Annotated in this window: 17 protein-coding genes and 1 pseudogene; 3 read left to right on the top strand and 15 right to left on the bottom strand. The window is 52.3% G+C overall.

Annotated elements, in window-relative coordinates:
* The 14 genes from wzyE to trxA form a co-directional block, all read right to left on the bottom strand.
* A complete protein-coding gene (wzyE, locus tag BGK49_RS05695; RefSeq protein WP_000055128.1) occupies nt 1-1353 on the bottom strand; it encodes an ECA oligosaccharide polymerase in 1353 nt (450 codons plus the stop codon).
* Entirely contained in the window at nt 1350-2429 is a 1080-nt protein-coding gene (rffT, locus tag BGK49_RS05690) for a TDP-N-acetylfucosamine:lipid II N-acetylfucosaminyltransferase (RefSeq protein WP_000217230.1), read from the bottom strand. The genes wzyE and rffT overlap by 4 nt, the downstream gene beginning before the upstream one ends.
* Nucleotides 2426-3676, bottom strand: coding sequence for a lipid III flippase WzxE (gene wzxE, locus BGK49_RS05685; protein WP_069375702.1), 1251 nt, complete (start codon nt 3674-3676; stop codon nt 2426-2428). Before wzxE ends, rffT begins: the two co-directional genes overlap by 4 nt.
* Nucleotide 3677: 1 nt before the next feature.
* Nucleotides 3678-4808, bottom strand: coding sequence for a dTDP-4-amino-4,6-dideoxygalactose transaminase (gene rffA, locus BGK49_RS05680; RefSeq protein ID WP_000612041.1), 1131 nt, complete (start codon nt 4806-4808; stop codon nt 3678-3680).
* A gap of 4 nt (nt 4809-4812) precedes the next feature.
* Nucleotides 4813-5487: a dTDP-4-amino-4,6-dideoxy-D-galactose acyltransferase gene (rffC, locus tag BGK49_RS05675; RefSeq protein ID WP_001145189.1), complete on the bottom strand. Its 675-nt coding sequence runs from the start codon at nt 5485-5487 to the stop codon at nt 4813-4815.
* Nucleotides 5465-6346 carry a glucose-1-phosphate thymidylyltransferase RfbA gene (rfbA, locus tag BGK49_RS05670; protein ID WP_000676056.1) on the bottom strand — a complete coding sequence of 294 codons (882 nt, stop codon included), beginning with the start codon at nt 6344-6346 and terminating at the stop codon, nt 5465-5467. Before rfbA ends, rffC begins: the two co-directional genes overlap by 23 nt.
* 18 nt (nt 6347-6364) lie before the next feature.
* The gene (gene rffG / locus BGK49_RS05665) at nt 6365-7432 is read right to left on the bottom strand and encodes a dTDP-glucose 4,6-dehydratase (protein ID WP_001226584.1); all 1068 of its coding nucleotides are present in this window, start codon (nt 7430-7432) and stop codon (nt 6365-6367) included.
* Complete coding sequence (gene wecC / locus BGK49_RS05660) at nt 7432-8694, bottom strand: UDP-N-acetyl-D-mannosamine dehydrogenase (protein WP_000006625.1); 1263 nt, start codon at nt 8692-8694, stop codon at nt 7432-7434. The genes rffG and wecC overlap by 1 nt, the downstream gene beginning before the upstream one ends.
* The gene (gene wecB / locus BGK49_RS05655; RefSeq protein ID WP_000866664.1) at nt 8691-9821 is read right to left on the bottom strand and encodes a non-hydrolyzing UDP-N-acetylglucosamine 2-epimerase; all 1131 of its coding nucleotides are present in this window, start codon (nt 9819-9821) and stop codon (nt 8691-8693) included. Before wecB ends, wecC begins: the two co-directional genes overlap by 4 nt.
* 55 nt (nt 9822-9876) lie before the next feature.
* The gene (gene wzzE / locus BGK49_RS05650; RefSeq protein ID WP_001295256.1) at nt 9877-10923 is read right to left on the bottom strand and encodes an ECA polysaccharide chain length modulation protein; all 1047 of its coding nucleotides are present in this window, start codon (nt 10921-10923) and stop codon (nt 9877-9879) included.
* A gap of 11 nt (nt 10924-10934) precedes the next feature.
* Nucleotides 10935-12038 carry a UDP-N-acetylglucosamine--undecaprenyl-phosphate N-acetylglucosaminephosphotransferase gene (wecA, locus tag BGK49_RS05645; RefSeq protein WP_001050960.1) on the bottom strand — a complete coding sequence of 368 codons (1104 nt, stop codon included), beginning with the start codon at nt 12036-12038 and terminating at the stop codon, nt 10935-10937.
* A 238-nt stretch (nt 12039-12276) separates the two neighbouring features.
* Complete coding sequence (rho, locus tag BGK49_RS05635) at nt 12277-13536, bottom strand: transcription termination factor Rho (protein ID WP_001054527.1); 1260 nt, start codon at nt 13534-13536, stop codon at nt 12277-12279.
* A gap of 84 nt (nt 13537-13620) precedes the next feature.
* On the bottom strand, nt 13621-13722 hold the full coding sequence (gene rhoL, locus BGK49_RS05630; protein WP_001295255.1) for a rho operon leader peptide RhoL: 102 nt from the start codon (nt 13720-13722) through the stop codon (nt 13621-13623).
* A gap of 140 nt (nt 13723-13862) precedes the next feature.
* Complete coding sequence (trxA, locus tag BGK49_RS05625; RefSeq protein ID WP_001280776.1) at nt 13863-14192, bottom strand: thioredoxin TrxA; 330 nt, start codon at nt 14190-14192, stop codon at nt 13863-13865.
* 130 nt (nt 14193-14322) lie between these two features.
* Here trxA and rhlB point away from each other — a divergent pair, with 130 nt between their 5' ends.
* Nucleotides 14323-15588, top strand: a complete 1266-nt coding sequence (rhlB, locus tag BGK49_RS05620; protein ID WP_000047518.1) for an ATP-dependent RNA helicase RhlB — start codon at nt 14323-14325, stop codon at nt 15586-15588.
* A 133-nt stretch (nt 15589-15721) separates the two neighbouring features.
* Nucleotides 15722-17206 carry a guanosine-5'-triphosphate,3'-diphosphate diphosphatase gene (gene gppA / locus BGK49_RS05615; protein ID WP_005026661.1) on the top strand — a complete coding sequence of 495 codons (1485 nt, stop codon included), beginning with the start codon at nt 15722-15724 and terminating at the stop codon, nt 17204-17206.
* 46 nt (nt 17207-17252) lie between these two features.
* Here gppA and rep read toward each other — a convergent pair whose 3' ends face one another.
* Nucleotides 17253-19274, bottom strand: a complete 2022-nt coding sequence (gene rep, locus BGK49_RS05610; RefSeq protein WP_001238896.1) for a DNA helicase Rep — start codon at nt 19272-19274, stop codon at nt 17253-17255.
* 216 nt (nt 19275-19490) lie between these two features.
* On the opposite strand from rep, the pseudogene BGK49_RS30880 reads away from it, so the two are divergent.
* Nucleotides 19491-19634: pseudogene (locus tag BGK49_RS30880) on the top strand (type II toxin-antitoxin system PemK/MazF family toxin); the annotation flags it as partial.
* Nucleotides 19635-19732: the final 98 nt, after the last annotated feature.

Below are 19732 nucleotides of genomic sequence, written 5' to 3'. Positions count from 1 at the left end.
TTATCCTTCAACCTGCGTCCGGAGCGATGATTTTGTACGTTTATGAATGAGTCCGGCGCTTTCAAAAAGCCAGTACAACAGTTTTGCGATCATCAGACATGCGCCGAAGACCACGATAAAAAAGACTACGCGTGAGACAAACGAATCCAGCCCTTCACGTGCCAGCACGATCATATTGAAGATCGCCCCAAAGCAGAAACTGTGCAATATCGCAGCCTTATAGCGATTAGGCTCGCGGTTGCCCAGCTCATACAGCCAGTCGAACCATTTGATGATCAGACCAACCACGATCGCCCCGAGCGGGATGAACAACGCGCCGCCCATCACCACCAGTGAGCCTATAAGCGTAGGCGAGATCGCCAGTCCGGAGTGGTTATTCAGCACTTCCCTGGTAAAGTAGTTGGCTGAGTTCAGCACCATACTCGGGCGACCCGGCCACAGCCAGGAAGGGATAAAGACATAGAAATCGCGGACAATTGGAGCCAGGCCCTGGAAGTCGATGTTGTCGTAGTTCTGCAACAGCAACGCCAGATTCTCCCACGGCGAGAAGGTGTCGCGAGTGAGATAGAGAAACGTATAGAACGCTTCATCGCCGCTCACATTCATTCCATAGCGTTTTAGCGCCAGCCAGAACATGCCCACAATCCCCAGCACGCCCGCCGCCGCCAGCATCCACAACGAAATCCAGCCGCGAATAATGCCAATAAACAGGAAGATAGCGAATGCGATGATGATATTGGCGCGAGTGCCGCCGACAATCATATAAGTCAGCAAGCCAAAGGCGACCGTGCTGACGAGGAAAAACAGCCACGCTTTGCTATCCTGGCGCAGAAAGTAGACCACCAGCATCGCCGGGATGAAAAAGTAAAAGAAGCGTTTTAACGCCACGCCGGAGACTTCACTGGAGAAGATCTGACTGTAGGAGTTAAGCCGGAACAGCAAAAAGCCGTTGTGCATGAAGAAGATGCCGACGCTTACCAGCGCGATGCCCATCAGGATCACCCACGTAAGATTGGTCTCCACGCGGTTCATGGTAAACAGCGGACGGCGCGGTACATCAGCAACGCGTTTGCGTAGGCGGGTTTTGTAGGTGACATAGTAAACCGCGTAGAAGCAGCCCGCAGAAAGCAACGCCTGCAACAAGATTTCTGGCGGCGCGACACCAACATCAAAGCGAAATACCAGCACGCTGGTCAGCGGGAAGCCGAAGAAAAAGGTGAGCAAAAACAGCAATGAAAAGAAGACATTGAAGTTAAAGCGCACACGGCGAAACTCAAACCAAGTCAGCGTGGCAATAAACAGCGTGCAGAGCAGCCAGACCACAAACAGGCCACTGAATTGCAGCAGACTCATGCGACCTCCCCGGCGGCAATCGCCAACGCCCGCTGCCAGCCTTGTAGATAGTTAGGGCTAAAGAAGGCAATGGTGTTTTTATCCACCGACGCCAACTGGCGCTGCGCTTCACGCACAATATCCTCGTTGAGATCGTCGGTAGTAAACAGCACCGGCAAATGCTGTTCCGTCATATCCTGCCAGAACGGATTTTCCCGGTTAAGCACACAAGGAATGCCCGCCTGAATCAGTAAGCAAAGCGTACCAATGCCCTGCTGGCGGGCAAAAATAAAGTAACCAAGATCGCACTGACGAAGTAGCGCCAGATAGGCGTCAAATTCCAGTTTTTCGCTCAAAATTTGCAGATTTTCTTCGCTGAATAACTCCAGCCCCGCCTGACGAACTTCCTCAATGTACGCTTCGTTATTAGGCGGATATCCCATCGGCACCACCACTTTTACCGTATCGCCAAATTGCTGATGAACGGCGCGCAAGGCAGCAATATGGTCATTGCTGCGGTCACCGGAGTTCCCCACCAGAATGGTCATTTTCCCTTCACGTTGCCGATCGTTCGCCATCGTATTGAGAGAAGGGTCCATCCGCGTCGGGAAGTACAGCAGTTCGCCCCGCACCTTTGGATGCGTTTTGGCAAAAAAGCTCAAATCACCGCGGGTGGCAAATACACAGCCGACTCGCTTTTGCGCCAGGCGACGTAGCGGGTAAAAAAGCTTATATCTCAAGCCACTGGAAAGCTCATACAGGTCTGCCCCCCAGATATGCCAGAAAAACTGGCCGGGCTTAATGCCACCACTCAGCAGAGCCAGCCACAGTGTGGGATTGAACTGACCGTGGAAAAAAAATCGCTGCTGACGGTTAGCTTTTGCTTTCGCGATGACCGCTTCCGCCAGCGATTTTTTCCCAGGGAAAAATTGCACAGAAAGCGCCGGACAGCTATCACTTAAGCCGTCGTCCTTGCCAACAACCATAAACTCGCGCGCGTGCTCGCTCGTCGCGGCCAGCGCGTCATTGAAAAACCGCAAAACGGTTCGGTTATGGTGAGGGATATCCGATCCCAGTACGTGAATCAGTACAGTCATGCCCGCCTACGCCAGAGTAAAAACACGCCACAACAAAGAGAAAAATAGACGATATAAGTTGCCATATATGCCTGCGCCGCGCCCAGTGCACCATGCGCAGGGATTAGCCAGTGGGCAAATACCATCAATAAAGTGAACTGGCTGACTTCCGCCAGAATATAAAACCGCAGTGACGCTTTGGCGATCACCAGATAACCAAAGACATAAGCGCCCACTTTTAACACATCACCCACTAACTGCCAGGCAAAGAGATCGCGCATAGCGGTAAATTTATTCGACAACAGCAACCAGATAGCAAAATCACGCAGCAACCAGACGGTAAAACTCGCCGCCGCCACTGCCGGTAAGACGAATTTTAGCGATTTAACCACTTCCCGGGTGATATCGCGCTTTTCCGTTAGCCGCGACAACGTGGGCAGCAAATATACGCTGAACGATGCCGTAATGAATTGCAGGTAGGCATCGGAAATACTGCTCACCCCTTGCCAGATCCCCACTTCATCCCAGCTATACTGCGCCGCCAGCAGTTTACGCATCATGATGTAAGCAACAGGCAAGGTCACCGACGTAATCAACGCCATGAGCGTAAATTTGCTCAACTGCCCTGCCAGACCGTTATCCCAGCTGGGTTTCAGATAGCGTAACGGGATGACACCACGTTTGATCAACATGATGGCGGCAGGAATTACCACCAGCGCGGGAATCAGCGCCAGACCCAGCAACGCCCCTTCATAACCGCCCAAACGGTAACTGACGTAGTACGCGAGAACGCCAATCAAGCTGCCGACAATCAGCGATAACGCATTACCTGCGGCATCGCGAAAGCCTTTCATCAGCGCCAGTAACAGGTTGCCCCAGGCGATCCCCATTTGCACCAGCGCCACTAAACGCACCAGCCCCTGATAGTCGGTATTACCAAACAATCCCTGGCTGATTGGCGCAGCTGCCAGCACAAAAACCAGCGCCATCAGCGTAGAGAAACCAAGTACCATCGCTGATGAAGTGCCGACCACGCGGCGCAGCTGTTGCGGATTATCATGGTACTGGGCAACGTATTTGGTTACACCGTTAAAGATGCCAGCCCCGGCAAGCACGCCGAGCACGGTAATCAACTGGCGGAAATTTGCCGCCAGCCCAAGCCCCGCCGGACCAAATGACACCGCCAGCAACTTACCGACCAGTAACCCGGCACCAATCTTGACCAGTGTACTGGCCGCCGTCCACAAGGACGCTTTTGCCAACGACATATCAGGAGAAGTAGTTCAACAAAGTCGCAATTACCGTACGCTGATTGACGGGCGACAGGTTGTAGAACAGCGGCAGGCGCAGCAGGCGCTCGCTCTCTTTGGTGGTGTAGCGATCTTCACCGTGGAACTCACCAAAGTGTTCCCCCGCAGGGCAACCGTGCAGCGGAATGTAATGAAACACCGCCATGATTTCCGCTTCTTTCAGAAAGTTAATCAACGCGCTCCGGTCATCAATATCCCGCAGTTTAATGTAGAATATATGCGCGTTCTGCACGCAGCCATCGGGAATCGACGGCAGCTCGATACGCCCGGCTTTCGCCAGAGGCGCTAACGCATCGTAGTAGTTTTGCCACAGCGCCAGACGTTGCTGGTTGATACGATCCGCTGCTTCCAGTTGCGCCCACAGGTATGCAGCTTGCAGATCGGACATCAAATAGCTGGAGCCAATATCGCGCCAGGTATATTTATCGACCTGACCACGGAAGAACTGGCTGCGGTTAGTGCCCTTTTCACGGATGATCTCGGCTCGTTCGATTAACGCTTTATCGTTAATCAGCGTCGCGCCGCCTTCACCACCCGCCGTGTAGTTTTTGGTTTCATGGAAGCTAAAGCAGCCAATATGACCAATGGTTCCCAGTGCACGCCCTTTGTAAGTGGACATCACGCCCTGAGCGGCATCTTCCACCACAAACAAATTATGCTTTTTCGCCAACGCCATAATGGTGTCCATTTCGCAGGCCACACCCGCGTAATGGACCGGCACGATAACGCGCGTTTTGTCGGTGATCGCTGCTTCAATCAACGTTTCGTCGATGTTCATGGTGTCCGGGCGAACATCCACAAAGACGATTTTCGCGCCACGCAGCACAAAGGCATTGGCGGTGGAGACAAAGGTGTAGCTCGGCATGATCACTTCATCGCCAGGCTGGATATCGAGCAGCAGCGCCGCCATCTCCAGCGAAGCGGTGCAGGACGGCGTCAGTAACACTTTGGCGCTGCCAAAACGTTGCTCCAGCCACTGCTGGCAGCGACGGGTAAAACCGCCATCGCCACACAGTTTGCCGCTACCCATTGCCGACTGCATATAGTCGAGTTCGGTTCCCACCACCGGCGGTGCGTTAAATGGAATCATGTGATCACCTGTATAACCAGTACGCGGTGCTTTCTACATTCGCACCACTTTGTATGTATCGTTTAAGCGCGGCGGTGTTGCCCATTTGGGTCGCCACCCGCAAAGTTGTTTTACCGCGAGCATACGCCCAGTTTAGCGCCGTTTGCATCAGCTCAGCACCTGCACCGCGTCCAGCCAGCAGGCCAATTCGCGCATCTGTCGCATTGAGTTCCCGTAAAGAGACATAGCCGCGAATATCGCCGGACGCCGCACGTAGAATCAGACATTGATGATCAAAGGTGCCGCGCACGGCATTTTCAATCCACTGTGCATAAAAGCGACCGCTGGCGTCAGGCGCATACCACGGCGCACGAAAACGGCTTTGCGCAAATGCGGCGCTAGCTAACTGACGTAATGCGGGAATATCGGTCTCTTGTGCCACGACAGCACCGCTATCACTGACATTGTTCACGGGTAGCGCCAAATCAACTTCACCTTCTACCAGGGAGAATCCCAGCTGTTGCAGGGCATCCAGTTCACCCGTATTTGATGCCGCAATTTTGGCCTGCACCCGTGACCACGGCGCTAACGCGTCTGGCGTCAGGAGCGGTGCTTCAGACGTAATGCGCACGATGGCGCTGTTAACACCAAAGAAGGCGTTTTCCCAGGTTAGTGGCTCAATACTGGCGCGGACGGGCACGAAGTAACTCCAGCAGATATTGGCCGTAGCCAGTTTTCGCTAATGAACTGGCAGCACGCTTCACACCCTCGTCATCGAGCCAGCCGTTACGCCAGGCGATCTCTTCCAGGCAGGCAATCTTAAAGCCCTGGCGTTTTTCTACTGTCTGCACAAAGGTACTGGCTTCAATCAGGCTGTCGTGAGTGCCAGTGTCCAGCCAGGCAAATCCGCGCCCGAGCAGTTCAACGGTCAGGTTGCCCGCCTCGAGGTACATCTGGTTGATGGAGGTAATCTCCAGTTCACCACGCTCCGACGGCTTCACCTGCTTTGCGTACTCCACGACTTTACTGTCGTAGAAATAAAGCCCGGTCACCGCCCAGTTTGACTTCGGCTGTTTTGGCTTTTCTTCCAGCGAGATAGCGCGGAAATTGTCGTCAAACTCCACCACGCCAAAGCGTTCCGGGTCCATCACCTGATAGCCAAATACCGTCGCCCCTTCCGTGCGCGCCGCAACATGACGCAGCTTCGGACTGAAGCCCTGACCGAAGAAGATGTTATCGCCCAGCACCAGACAAGAAGGTTCACCGTTGAGGAAGGTTTCACCGATGATAAAGGCCTGCGCCAGACCGTCCGGGCTGGGCTGTTCGGCGTATTCCAGCTGGATACCGAACTCACTACCATCGCCCAGCAGGCGCTGGAAATAACCTTTATCTTCCGGCGTAGTGATGATGAGAATTTCGCGGATACCGGCCAACATCAGCACCGACAGCGGATAGTAAATCATTGGCTTATCGTAAATCGGCAACAGTTGCTTCGATACGCCGCGCGTAATCGGATGCAATCGGGTGCCGGAACCGCCCGCCAGGATAATACCTTTCATGTTTGCCTCCGCTGAAAATTAGCCTTTCAGACCTAAACGCTCGCCCTGATAGCTGCCGTCCTGCACCTGCTTCCACCAGCTTTCATTAGCCAGATACCACTGCACCGTTTTACGCATTCCACTTTCAAAGGTTTCCTGTGGCAGCCAGCCAAGTTCACGGGCAATTTTCGAAGCATCAATGGCATAACGCAGATCATGCCCCGGACGGTCAGCGACAAAGGTGATCAAGTCACGATAGTGCACCACGCCGTGCGGCTTGTTCGGAGCCAGTTCTTCCAGCAGCTCGCAAATGGTTTCCACAACATCGAGATTCTTACGCTCGTTGTGACCACCAATATTATAGGTTTCACCGACTTTCCCGGTGGTCGCCACGCAATACAGCGCGCGGGCGTGATCTTCCACATACAGCCAGTCACGGATTTGCTGCCCGTTGCCATATACCGGCAGCGGTTTACCCGCCAGCGCGTTGAGGATCATCAGCGGGATCAGTTTTTCCGGAAAGTGGTAAGGACCGTAGTTATTCGAGCAGTTGGTGATAAGCGTCGGCAGACCGTAGGTCCGCAGCCAGGCGCGCACCAGATGGTCGCTGCTGGCTTTTGACGCGGAATAAGGGCTGCTCGGCGCATACGGCGTGGTTTCGGTGAAGAAATCATCCGTCGAGTGCAGGTCACCATATACTTCGTCGGTGGAGATATGATGAAAACGGAACGCTGATTTTTTATCTTCCGTCAGCGTATTCCAGTAAGCCCGCGCCGCTTCAAGCAATGTATAAGTCCCGACAATGTTGGTTTCAATAAACGCTGCCGGGCCGTCAATAGAACGGTCAACATGGCTTTCGGCTGCCAGATGCATGACACAGTCTGGCTGATGCTCAGTGAATACGCGTGCCAGTTCTGCCCGATCGCAGATATCAACTTTCTCAAAGGCAAAGCGATCGCTTTGCGCGACCGGTGCCAGCGACATCAGGTTTCCGGCGTAGGTCAGCTTATCGACCACTACCACCGCGTCGCTCGTTTCGTTGATGATATAACGCACCAGCGCCGAGCCAATAAACCCGGCACCACCTGTTATCAGAATTTTTCTCATCAGCGCCAGACTCCTTTGGCATCGACGACATACTGCTGATGGACATTGTCGCCATTGATAACTTTAAACTGACTATGATCGACCAGCATCACCAGCACGTCTGCCGTTGCCAGCGCCTCGTCAAGCTGCGCCAGAGTACAAAGCCCGGTCAGTTTTTTCGGCAACTGGTGGATGTTAGGCTCAACAACCAGAGTTTCGCCGCTATGCCACTGGGCGATCAGTTCAGCGATTTCCATCGCCGGGCTTTCGCGCAGGTCATCAATATTCGGTTTAAACGCCAGACCAAAGCAGGCGATTTTCAGTTCACTGGCGCGTTTATCGGTAGCCGCCAGGCAATCAGCCACCGCCGCTTTCACCTGATCGATAACCCAGAACGGTTTGTGATCGTTCACTTCGCGCGCGGTACGGATAAGCCGCGCCTGCTGGGGGTTCTGTGCCACGATAAACCACGGATCAACAGCAATGCAGTGACCGCCCACGCCAGGGCCAGGCTGAAGAATATTAACGCGAGGGTGACGATTCGCCAGGCGAATCAGTTCCCAGACGTTAATCCCCTGATCGGCACAAATCAGCGACAATTCATTAGCAAAAGCGATATTCACATCGCGGAAGCTGTTTTCGGTGAGCTTACACATTTCCGCCGTCCGCGAGTTAGTGACGACACACTCACCTTCGAGGAAAATTTTGTACAGTTCGCTGGCGCGGGTCGAACAAACCGGCGTCATACCACCAATCACGCGATCGTTTTTAATCAGCTCGACCATAACCTGGCCCGGTAACACGCGTTCCGGGCAGTAAGCAATGTTGACGTCCGCCTGCTCGCCCACCTGCTGTGGGAAAGTGAGATCCGGACGCATCTCTGCTAACCATTCTGCCATCTTCTCGGTTGACCCCACCGGCGAGGTGGATTCAAGGATCACCAGCGCGCCTTTTTTCAGCACTGGCGCAATGGAGCGAGCAGCCGATTCAACGTAGGTCATATCTGGCTCATGATCGCCTTTAAACGGCGTGGGTACAGCAATCAGCCAGGCATCCGCTTCAACTGGCGTCGTGCTCGCTCGTAAAAAACCGCCTTCTACGGCAGTTTTTACTACGCTCGCCAAATCAGGCTCGACGATATGGATTTCGCCACGATTGATGGTATCAACCGCGTGTTGGTTGATATCGACACCAATCACCTGTTTTTGCCGTGAGGCAAACGCTGCTGCTGTAGGCAGCCCGATGTAACCCAGTCCGATAACAGAAATGGTCGCAAAACTCATAGTGATATCCGATTATTTTTTAACGCTTCCAGAATGCGAGAGCATGCCTGACCATCACCATACGGGTTATGGGCGCGGCTCATAGTTTGATATTCGTTTTCGTCTTTTAAAAGACGCGTCACTTCCTCGACAATTCGCTGCTTATCCGTGCCTACCAGACGCACCGTACCCGCCGTCACCGCTTCCGGACGCTCAGTGGTATCGCGCATCACCAGCACCGGTTTCCCCAGCGAAGGCGCTTCTTCCTGAATGCCGCCTGAGTCGGTCAAAATCAGCCAGGCGTGGTTCATCAACCAGACAAACGGTAAATACTCCTGGGGATCGATCAGAATGACATTTTTCACATGCCCCAGAATGCGATTGACCGGCTCTCTGACGTTCGGGTTGAGATGCACCGGATAGACAATCTGGATGTCCTGGTGCGTGGTGGCAATGTCTGCCAACGCGTGGCAGATTTCTTCAAAACCACGACCGAAACTCTCACGCCTGTGACCGGTCACCAGAATCATCTTTTTATCGGGGTCGATAAACGGGTAATTTGCCGCCAGTTCTGAACGCAGCGTGTCGCTGCTCATCACCTGATCACGCACCCATAACAGTGCATCAATGACTGTATTACCAGTAATGAAGATTCGGCTATCCGCAACGTTTTCACGCAGCAAGTTTTGCCGGGAAGTTTCGGTTGGAGAGAAGTGATACATCGCCAGATGCCCGGTCAATGTACGGTTAGCCTCTTCCGGCCACGGCGAATAGAGATCGCCCGTGCGTAAACCAGCCTCAACGTGACCAACAGGAATACGCTGATAAAACGCCGCCAGGCTGGTTGCCAGCGTCGTTGTTGTGTCGCCGTGAACCAGCACGACGTCTGGTTTGAACTCGGCAAGAATAGGTTTTAGCCCTTCCAGAATCCGACAGGTTATCTCTGTCAGGCCCTGTCCTGGCTGCATTATGTTGAGATCGTAGTCAGGTACAATGGAAAAGAGTTTCAGCACCTGATCGAGCATCTCCCGATGCTGCGCAGTGACGCAAACTTTAGCCTCAAAAAAAGGAGCTTTTGCCAACGCATGCACCAACGGAGCCATCTTGATGGCTTCCGGGCGCGTACCAAATACAGTCAGTACTTTCACATCGATTCTCTTCGAATAAGCGGCGAGCGCCTTTGCGCTCGCCGCAGCAGTGTTGCTATTTCGAGCAACGGCGGGTTAATGCGACACCAGCCCCGATCAGCCCCCCGACAATGCCCCACATAATCATCAGGAAGGCACGACGTGGGCTATCGCGTTTTACCGGTTCTTCCGGCGTACGCAAATAGCGATAGGTCTGAAAACGCGGATCCAGGGTTGGACCAACATTCAGGGTGTTTAACATGGCCCGATTCTGATCATAGTCGAGATCAAAGGCCGGACCGACGGCCTGTAAATTTTCCAGTCGAGCCTGGAGCATTGGACGCCCAAGCAGGAACATTTCTGAATCAGGTAATTCCTCGGCAGGCACATCTGTCGCACTGCGCGAAATATTATGCTGCTCAGCAATTTTCAGCGCCTGCTCAATGCTGTTCATCCGGCGGTCGTAGATGGCTTTCGCCACCTCTTCCTGACGCTTCACCTGAGCTTTCATCTGGATGGTGCGTGCCGCCCATGCGCCTTTCAGCTCATCATTCAGATGGCTGGCTGCACGCTGGCTGGCAAAAGCAACATACTGACGTAACAGGTTATTAGCGTCAGGCGCGGTTTCGGCAATAAGCTTCACGCTGTCATTGACCGCGCGGGTAAAGTCTCCGGGGATAAACTGGATGTTGTTAATCATTTCATCCAGCAACGCCGCATCGGCTTTGCTGTTGCCCACCATCCGCTGTTTGTAATAGTCGGTTTGCAGCCAGAACTCTCTGCGGGTATCCCACGAGGCCAGTTGCATAACAAACTCTTTATAGGCTTCGTCCATGACCGATGGTTGATCGGCAGAAGCCATGTTTGAACGGACATCCAGGTTACGCAAAAATTGCTGCTGCGAGTAATATCCCCCCAGCATATTCACCGTTGGACGATCGGTAATCGCCGTCGAGCTCCACTCCTGACGAGCAAAAAAAGTATACGCCAGCGCGATTAACGCAAACGCCAGCCCCATGCCAATAATCCATAGCTTCCCAGCCCACAAGGTACGAAACAACCCACGAATATCCAGTTCATTTTCAGCGTCTTCGGCCGGTTTCCCAGGCATTGGTTGTGTCATCACATCCTCATTTATTTGGTTAAATTGGGGCTGCCACCACGATTTCTACGCAGTCTGCGTTTTACGCGCTTAATAAAGCGAGCAACTTTCCAGGCACGCTTAATGCAATATCCATAGAGGAAGAATGCTAGCAAAAAGAGCACCAGCATGACCCACTCCGGGACAAAATGAGAATATTCTGCCAGCACGCCAATGGAAGCGAGCAGTGCTGCGGCAAGGGTAATCAGCACAAACGCCTGACGGGAAGTAAACCCGGCACGCATGATCAAATGGTGAATATGCTGACGGTCAGGAGAGAATGGGCTCATGCCTTTACGCAGGCGACGGTACATAATCGCCACCATATCCATTAGTGGAATGGCGATTATCCACAAAGCGGTAACCGGGCTGATGGGATGGGTTTTGCCCTGGGTCGTTTCGAGCAGGATCCAGATAACGGTAAAACCAATCAGCGTACTGCCCGCATCACCCATAAAGACTTTGTAGCGGCGACCCAGGATACCAAGGTTAAGCATGATGTATGGCAGGATGGCGGCGATCATCGCAAAGCACCAGATTGCGAGGCTGGTTTGCCCGTCGAACCACAAAATCATACCGATTGCTGCAAACGAGACGCAGGACAACCCGCCCAGCAAGCCATCAATGCCATCAACCATGTTGAACGCATTAATGGCCGCCCAGACGGCAAATAGCGTCAGGAAGTAACCAAACGGTCCGAGCACCATCTCCCAGGAGCCAAAGATATAACCCAGGCTACTGAGATAAAGTTTGCCGAACACCATCATAACAATGCCAACAGCGGCCTGTATGGTGGCACGGATTTTTACGCTGATATCAAAACGGTCATCCAGCGCGCCAATGAAAACAAGCACACCGGCACAAGCGAGATAGAGAGATGCATGCGGAATATAGTAATCGACAATTCCGAACGTGAAGCAAATCCCTGCGTAAACCGAAATCCCCCCAACGAGAGGTATCAATCCCTGGTGACGTTTGCGGAAGTTTGGTTTATCCACTAAACCGACTTTTTTTGCCACCTTACGGGCAAAAAACAGAAACAGTGTCGTGAATAAAAAAATACTGATGAGATCAGTACTCACTGTCAGTAAATTCACAATGCATGCTCTCAGAGAAAATTATTAGCAGAAGTATAACCACGAAGACCTTTATTCAGAAGGGAAAGTCCGTTCCGAACCCACCAGCACTGTGCAAAAATTAACCATTTGATATGCAAATTGCATAACATGCCAGCAAATTCCAGGAATTTTCCTAACATCGCCAGCGCGGCATTAAGATTACAGATATAAAAGCAAAACGCACGTAAACACGTGGCGTTTTTGGCATAAGACAAATTTATGAGCGTTTCATCATTTCGAAGAAATCGTCATTGGTCTTGGTCATGGCCAGTTTATTAATGAGGAATTCCATTGCATCGATTTCGCCCATCGGGTGAATGATTTTGCGCAGGATCCACATTTTCTGCAGTTCTTCCTGAGTCGTGAGCAGCTCTTCTTTACGGGTACCGGAACGGTTGTAGTCGATAGCCGGGAAGACGCGTTTTTCAGCGATCTTACGAGAGAGGTGCAGTTCCATGTTGCCTGTACCTTTAAACTCTTCGTAAATAACTTCGTCCATTTTAGAACCGGTATCGATAAGCGCCGTCGCGATAATGGTCAGGCTGCCGCCCTCTTCCACGTTACGCGCCGCACCGAAGAAGCGTTTCGGACGATGAAGGGCATTGGCGTCCACACCACCGGTCAACACTTTACCTGACGCCGGAACAACAGTGTTGTAAGCGCGCGCCAGACGAGTGATGGAGTCGAGCAGAATGATAACGTCTTTCTTGTGCTCAACCAGGCGTTTGGCCTTCTCGATCACCATTTCCGCAACCTGAACGTGGCGAGATGCGGGTTCGTCAAAGGTAGAAGCAACAACTTCACCTTTTACCAGACGCTGCATCTCGGTTACTTCTTCCGGACGTTCGTCGATCAGCAGAACCATCAGCACACAATCCGGGTGGTTGTAAGCAATGCTCTGAGCAATGTTCTGCAGCAGCATAGTTTTACCGGCTTTCGGCGGTGCCACAATCAGACCACGCTGACCACGACCGATAGGTGATGCCAGATCCAGTACGCGAGCGGTTAAATCTTCCGTAGAACCGTTACCACGTTCCATACGCAGACGAGAGTTTGCGTGCAGCGGGGTTAAGTTCTCAAAGAGGATTTTGTTGCGGGCGTTTTCAGGTTTGTCGAAGTTAACTTCGTTAACTTTCAGCAGCGCAAAATAGCGTTCACCTTCTTTCGGCGGGCGAATCTTACCAGAGATGGTATCACCAGTGCGGAGGTTGAAACGGCGGATTTGGCTAGGGGAAACGTAGATGTCATCAGGACCGGCGAGGTAGGAGCTGTCTGCGGAACGGAGGAAACCAAATCCATCCTGCAATATCTCCAGTACGCCATCACCAAAGATATCTTCGCCACTCTTTGCGTGCTGCTTCAGGATGGCAAAAATAATGTCCTGCTTACGCATACGAGCCAGGTTTTCCAGCCCCATATTTTCGCCGAGAGTGATCAGCTCAGAAACCGGCGTATTCTTTAATTCGGTAAGATTCATAGTGGTGTGAGTTCTTAAACTTGGGGTAAATCTCGAACTTAATGTTGTGAATGGTATGGCAGGATCATCCATGCCTGTTTACGGTCATCGACTCATGTCTTTTCGCTGCCTGGTCACAGGAGAGTACGCAGAACTGAAACGACAAGACGGATTGAGTGACGAGCCAGAAATCTGTTCACTTCGCATTTAAGATAAAACGGGAAGCGTTGGAAATTACAAGATTCAAACTTAATAAGGTATGTTTAATACGAAGTCAACACTAAGTTAGCATGACTCACGACGGGCGTCCAGTTTTTAGCGACGGGGCACCCGAACATGAAATTCCCTTACGCCAGGTTAGCGTCGAGGAACTCTTTCAACTGACCTTTAGACAGTGCACCCACTTTGGTTGCCGCCACTTCACCGTTTTTGAACAGCAGCAGAGTCGGGATACCACGGATGCCATATTTCGGCGCAGTGCCAGGGTTTTGATCGATGTTCAGTTTTGCAACGGTCAGTTTGCCCTGATATTCGTCAGCGATTTCATCCAGAATCGGGGCGATCATTTTGCACGGACCGCACCACTCTGCCCAGAAATCGACGAGGATCGCCCCGTCCGCTTTGAGTACATCCGTGTCAAAACTGTCGTCAGTCAGGTGAATAATTTTATCGCTCATATATAACTCCACAGGAATAAGCCTGGCGTGTTGGTTTCGTTGTTGGTGTAACATTAACCAACTAAAGGTTGACTTTATTTCACCGGATACGCTTTCGTAAAGCAATAGTAAGCTGATATTCTACCACACTATGAGCAAAACACATTTAACAGAACAGAAGTTTTCCGACTTCGCCCTGCATCCGAAGGTTGTAGAAGTCCTTGAAAAAAAAGGGTTTCATAACTGTACGCCCATTCAGGCACTGGCCCTTCCGCTGACGCTGGCGGGTCGTGACGTAGCCGGGCAGGCGCAAACCGGTACCGGGAAAACGATGGCGTTTCTTACGTCAACGTTTCATTATCTTCTCTCTCATCCTGCGATTGCCGATCGCAAGGTGAATCAACCACGTGCCTTAATTATGGCACCGACGCGTGAACTTGCCGTGCAGATCCATGCCGACGCAGAACCGCTGGCGGAAGCTACCGGCCTGAAGCTGGGTCTGGCTTACGGTGGTGATGGCTACGACAAACAGCTGAAAGTGCTGGAAAGCGGCGTTGACATTCTGATTGGCACTACGGGGCGTTTAATTGACTACGCCAAGCAGAACCACATTAACCTCGGTGCCATTCAGGTGGTGGTACTGGACGAAGCCGATCGCATGTACGATCTGGGCTTTATTAAAGATATCCGCTGGCTGTTCCGCCGTATGCCGCCTGCAAACCAGCGCCTCAACATGCTGTTCTCCGCCACGCTTTCGTACCGGGTACGTGAACTGGCGTTCGAGCAGATGAACAATGCCGAATATATTGAAGTGGAACCGGAACAGAAAACGGGCCACCGTATTAAAGAAGAGCTTTTCTACCCTTCTAACGAAGAAAAAATGCGTTTGCTGCAAACGCTGATCGAAGAAGAGTGGCCAGACAGAGCGATTATTTTCGCCAATACCAAACACCGTTGTGAAGAGATCTGGGGCCACCTGGCGGCAGATGGTCATCGTGTCGGTTTGTTGACAGGCGATGTCGCGCAGAAAAAACGTCTGCGTATTCTTGATGAATTTACCCGTGGCGATCTGGATATTCTGGTTGCCACCGACGTTGCCGCGCGTGGTTTGCATATTCCGGCAGTGACGCACGTCTTTAACTACGATTTACCCGATGACTGTGAAGATTACGTTCACCGTATTGGTCGTACAGGTCGCGCAGGCGCAAGCGGTCACTCTATCAGCCTGGCGTGTGAAGAGTATGCATTGAATTTGCCTGCTATTGAGACCTATATTGGTCACTCAATTCCGGTAAGCAAATACAATCCGGACGCATTGATGACCGATCTGCCAAAACCGCTGCGCCTCACGCGCCCACGTACAGGCAATGGTCCGCGTCGTACTGGCGCTCCGCGTAATCGTCGTCGTTCAGGTTAAATAAAATGTCATACTCAAAATCATTCAAACTGTATCAAGATGGCAAGAGAATGAATCCCGATGAGCATACTGTAGTAAGTGATTCAGGTGAAAGAATGCAGCCAACACAGAGACAGATTGAAGGATGAAGAGTATGGGTTCCACCTCGTCGCTGTATGCAGCCATTGATCTCGGTTCGAATAGTTTTCATATGCTGGTTGTGCGCGAGGTGGCTGGAAGCATCCAGACGCTGACGCGAATAAAACGCAAAGTGCGTCTGGCTGCTGGCCTGAATAGCGAAAATGCCCTGTCTAATGAAGCAATGGAGCGCGGTTGGCAATGTCTGCGCCTGTTTGCTGAACGTCTGCAAGATATCCCTCCCTCGCAAATTCGCGTTGTCGCTACGGCGACATTACGTCTTGCCGTCAATGCGGGTGATTTTATTGCCAAAGCGCAGGAAATCCTCGGTTGTCCGGTACAGGTGATCAGCGGTGAAGAGGAAGCACGTCTGATTTATCAGGGCGTTGCTCACACAACTGGCGGTGCCGATCAGCGCCTGGTGGTGGATATAGGCGGTGCCAGTACTGAACTGGTAACCGGCACGGGTGCACAAACCACCTCGTTGTTCAGCCTGTCGATGGGCTGCGTCACCTGGCTGGAACGCTATTTTGCCGATCGTAATCTGGGGCAGGAAAATTTTGATGCTGCAGAAAAAGCGGCACGCGAAGTGTTACGTCCGGTTGCCGATGAATTACGGTATCACGGCTGGAAAGTGTGCGTTGGTGCTTCCGGCACCGTGCAGGCATTACAGGAAATCATGATGGCACAGGGGATGGATGAACGCATTACCCTGGAAAAGTTGCAGCAATTGAAACAGCGAGCCATTCATTGCGGTCGGCTGGAGGAACTGGAGATTGACGGGCTGACGCTGGAACGTGCGTTAGTGTTCCCGAGTGGTCTGGCGATCCTGATCGCCATTTTTACCGAACTGAATATTCAGTGTATGACCCTGGCGGGCGGTGCGCTGCGTGAAGGCCTGGTCTACGGCATGTTGCATCTGGCCGTAGACCAGGATATTCGCAGCCGTACGCTGCGTAATATTCAGCGCCGCTTTATGATCGATATTGATCAGGCGCAGCGCGTAGCCAAAGTTGCGGCTAACTTCTTCGATCAGGTGGAAAAGGAATGGCATCTTGAAGCAATAAGCCGCGATTTGCTCATCAGCGCCTGTCAGCTTCATGAAATCGGCCTGAGCGTTGACTTTAAACAAGCGCCGCAACACGCTGCTTATCTGGTGCGTAATCTGGATCTTCCCGGTTTTACCCCCGCACAGAAAAAATTGCTGGCGACGCTACTGCTCAACCAGACTAATCCGGTCGATCTCTCATCGCTGCATCAGCAAAATGCCGTACCGCCGCGCGTCGCAGAACAACTCTGCCGTTTACTCCGCCTGGCCATCATTTTTGCCAGCCGTCGCCGTGACGATCTCGTGCCAGAGATGACATTACAGGCTAACCATGAACTGTTGACCTTGACGCTTCCGCAAGGTTGGCTAACCCAACATCCGCTGGGTAAAGAGATTATTGCTCAGGAAAGCCAGTGGCAAAGCTATGTCCACTGGCCGCTGGAAGTGCATTAATGAGTAAGTGCCGGATGCGATGCTGACGCATCTTTTCCGGCCTTGATTATTTCCCTCGTTTTGCCGCCATCATCGCTTTCAGATTCGCCAGATGGCTTTGCCCTTTCTGCATCCGTTCTTCGGCGCTGACCACTTTGCGCTCCTGTTCCCAAATCAGATCATCCTGCGGCAGCTCCAGCAAAAAGCGGCTCGGCTCCGGGCGCACCAGCTCGCCGTACTGACGGCGTTCTTTACACAGCGTAAAGGTCAATTCCTTCTGGGCGCGGGTAATGCCGACATAGGCCAGCCGCCGCTCCTCATCGATATTATCTTCATCGATGCTGCTCTGGTGCGGCAAAAACCCTTCTTCCATACCGACCATGTAGACATAAGGAAACTCCAGCCCTTTTGACGCGTGCAGAGTCATCAGTTGCACCTGATCCAGCTCTTCTTCACTCTCACCACGCTCCATCATGTCGCGCAAAGTAAAGCGCGTCACCACCTGGGTGAGCGTCATCGGCTCATCCAGTTCGCTGCCTTCCAGCATCTCCGTCATCCAGCTAAACAGTTGGTTGACGTTCTTCATGCGCATTTCGGCGGCTTTCGGGCTGGGCGATGTTTCGTACAGCCAGGATTCATAATCCATGCCGTGGATCAGATCGCGCACCGCGGCAATCGGCTCCCGCTCCGCCAGACGCTGGATTTCTGCCAACCAGTGAGTAAAGCGGGTCAATGCTTCATAACCACGTCCGCTAAGCGTCTGACTCAGGCCCATATCAAAGCTGGCGGTAAACATGCTTTTATTGCGCGTCATCGCCCACTCACCCAGCTTTTTCAGCGTCGCCGGGCCAATCTCTCTCTTCGGCGTGTTAACGATACGCAGAAATGCGCTGTCATCGTCCGGGTTAGTCAGCACGCGCAGATAAGCCAGCAAGTCCTTGATTTCAGGACGAGAGAAAAACGACGTACCACCAGAAATTTTGTACGGGATGCGGTTTTGCATCAGGAATTTTTCAAACACTCGCGACTGATGGTTACCGCGATAAAGAATAGCGTAATATTTGTACTGCGTTTTATTGACGAAGTGATGCGCAATCAGTTCACCAGTGACGCGCTCGGCTTCATGTTCTTCGTTATTCGCGCTTAAAACTTTAAGCTCTGTGCCGTAACCCAGTTCGGAGAACAGACGCTTCTCAAAGACGTGCGGGTTATTGGCGATCAGGATGTTCGCCGCTTTCAAAATACGTCCGGAAGAGCGGTAGTTCTGCTCAAGCTTAATCACCTTCAGCGCCGGAAAATCCTGACTCAGCAGCACCAGGTTTTGTGGACGTGCGCCGCGCCAGGAGTAGATCGACTGGTCGTCATCGCCCACCACGGTAAAGCGCGCGCGGCTGCCCACCAGCAGTTTCACCAGTTCATACTGGCTGGTGTTGGTGTCCTGATACTCATCCACCAGCAGATAGCGAATTTTGTTCTGCCAGCGCTCGCGGACTTCTTCATTGCGTTGCAGCAGCAACGTCGGCAATAAAATCAGATCATCGAAGTCGAGAACATTGCACGCTTTCAGGTGTGCATCATACAGCCCATAACAATGGGCAAAAATACGGTCCCGCTCGCCAATCGCACTGGCTGCCGCCTGGGACGGTGTTTTGAGATCGTTCTTCCAGTTAGAGATGGTCGAAATCAACTGTTGCAGGAGAACTTTGTCATCTTCAATCAGCCCTTCGGTCAACTCTTTGAGCAACGCCAGCTGATCGGTATCGTCAAACAGCGAAAAGTTCGCCTTCATCCCCAGCGCCGCATACTCACGCTTGATGATATCCAGCCCCAGCGTGTGGAAGGTTGAGATCATCAGCCCACGCGCCTCTTTGCGACCCAGCGTCTGTCCGACACGCTCTTTCATCTCGCGCGCCGCCTTATTGGTAAAGGTCACCGCCGCGATATGTCGCGCCTGATAACCGCAACCGCGGATCAGATGGGCGATTTTATTGGTGATCACACGAGTTTTACCGGAACCCGCGCCCGCCAGCACCAGGCAGGGGCCGGTAACGAATTCGACAGCTTGTTGTTGGCCGGGGTTTAGACGCATAGGTGTATTGCTCAATCTTCGAACGGGGGGAGGATTGTAGCAGAATCGCATTTGAATGTGACCGAGTGTAAGCCGCTAACCGGTTGGCTGCGGATGTTTAAATCAGAGAGGGAAGACCGAAACCGGAGTTCATCGTGAATCCATTAGACTTAGAAAATATCGGGTCGTAACGTTGTGTTATTACTTTTTCAGAGTTTACTAAGGAGAGGTGTACTCGTGGCGATTAATTTCAGTCCTAAGGTTGGTGAAATACTGGAATGCAACTTTGGTAACTATCCTGTTAGCCAGAATGGACAGTTCAGCACCACGTATTACGATGGCCGCATTCCTCCTGAAATGATAAAAAACAGGTTAGTTGTTGGATTTGCCCCTATATTTCCAGACATCTGTTATCACTTAACCCATTACAAGCCCGCTGCCGCAGATATTCCCGTGGCGAGCGATAACCCAGCGCACTA

The sequence above is a fragment of the Shigella sp. FC1544 genome (assembly GCF_001722145.1).
In the GTDB taxonomy this organism is placed as follows: Bacteria; Pseudomonadota; Gammaproteobacteria; order Enterobacterales; family Enterobacteriaceae; genus Escherichia; species Escherichia coli.
Note: the sequence above shows the minus strand (reverse complement) of the source record. Positions and strands in the feature narration are given on the sequence as shown.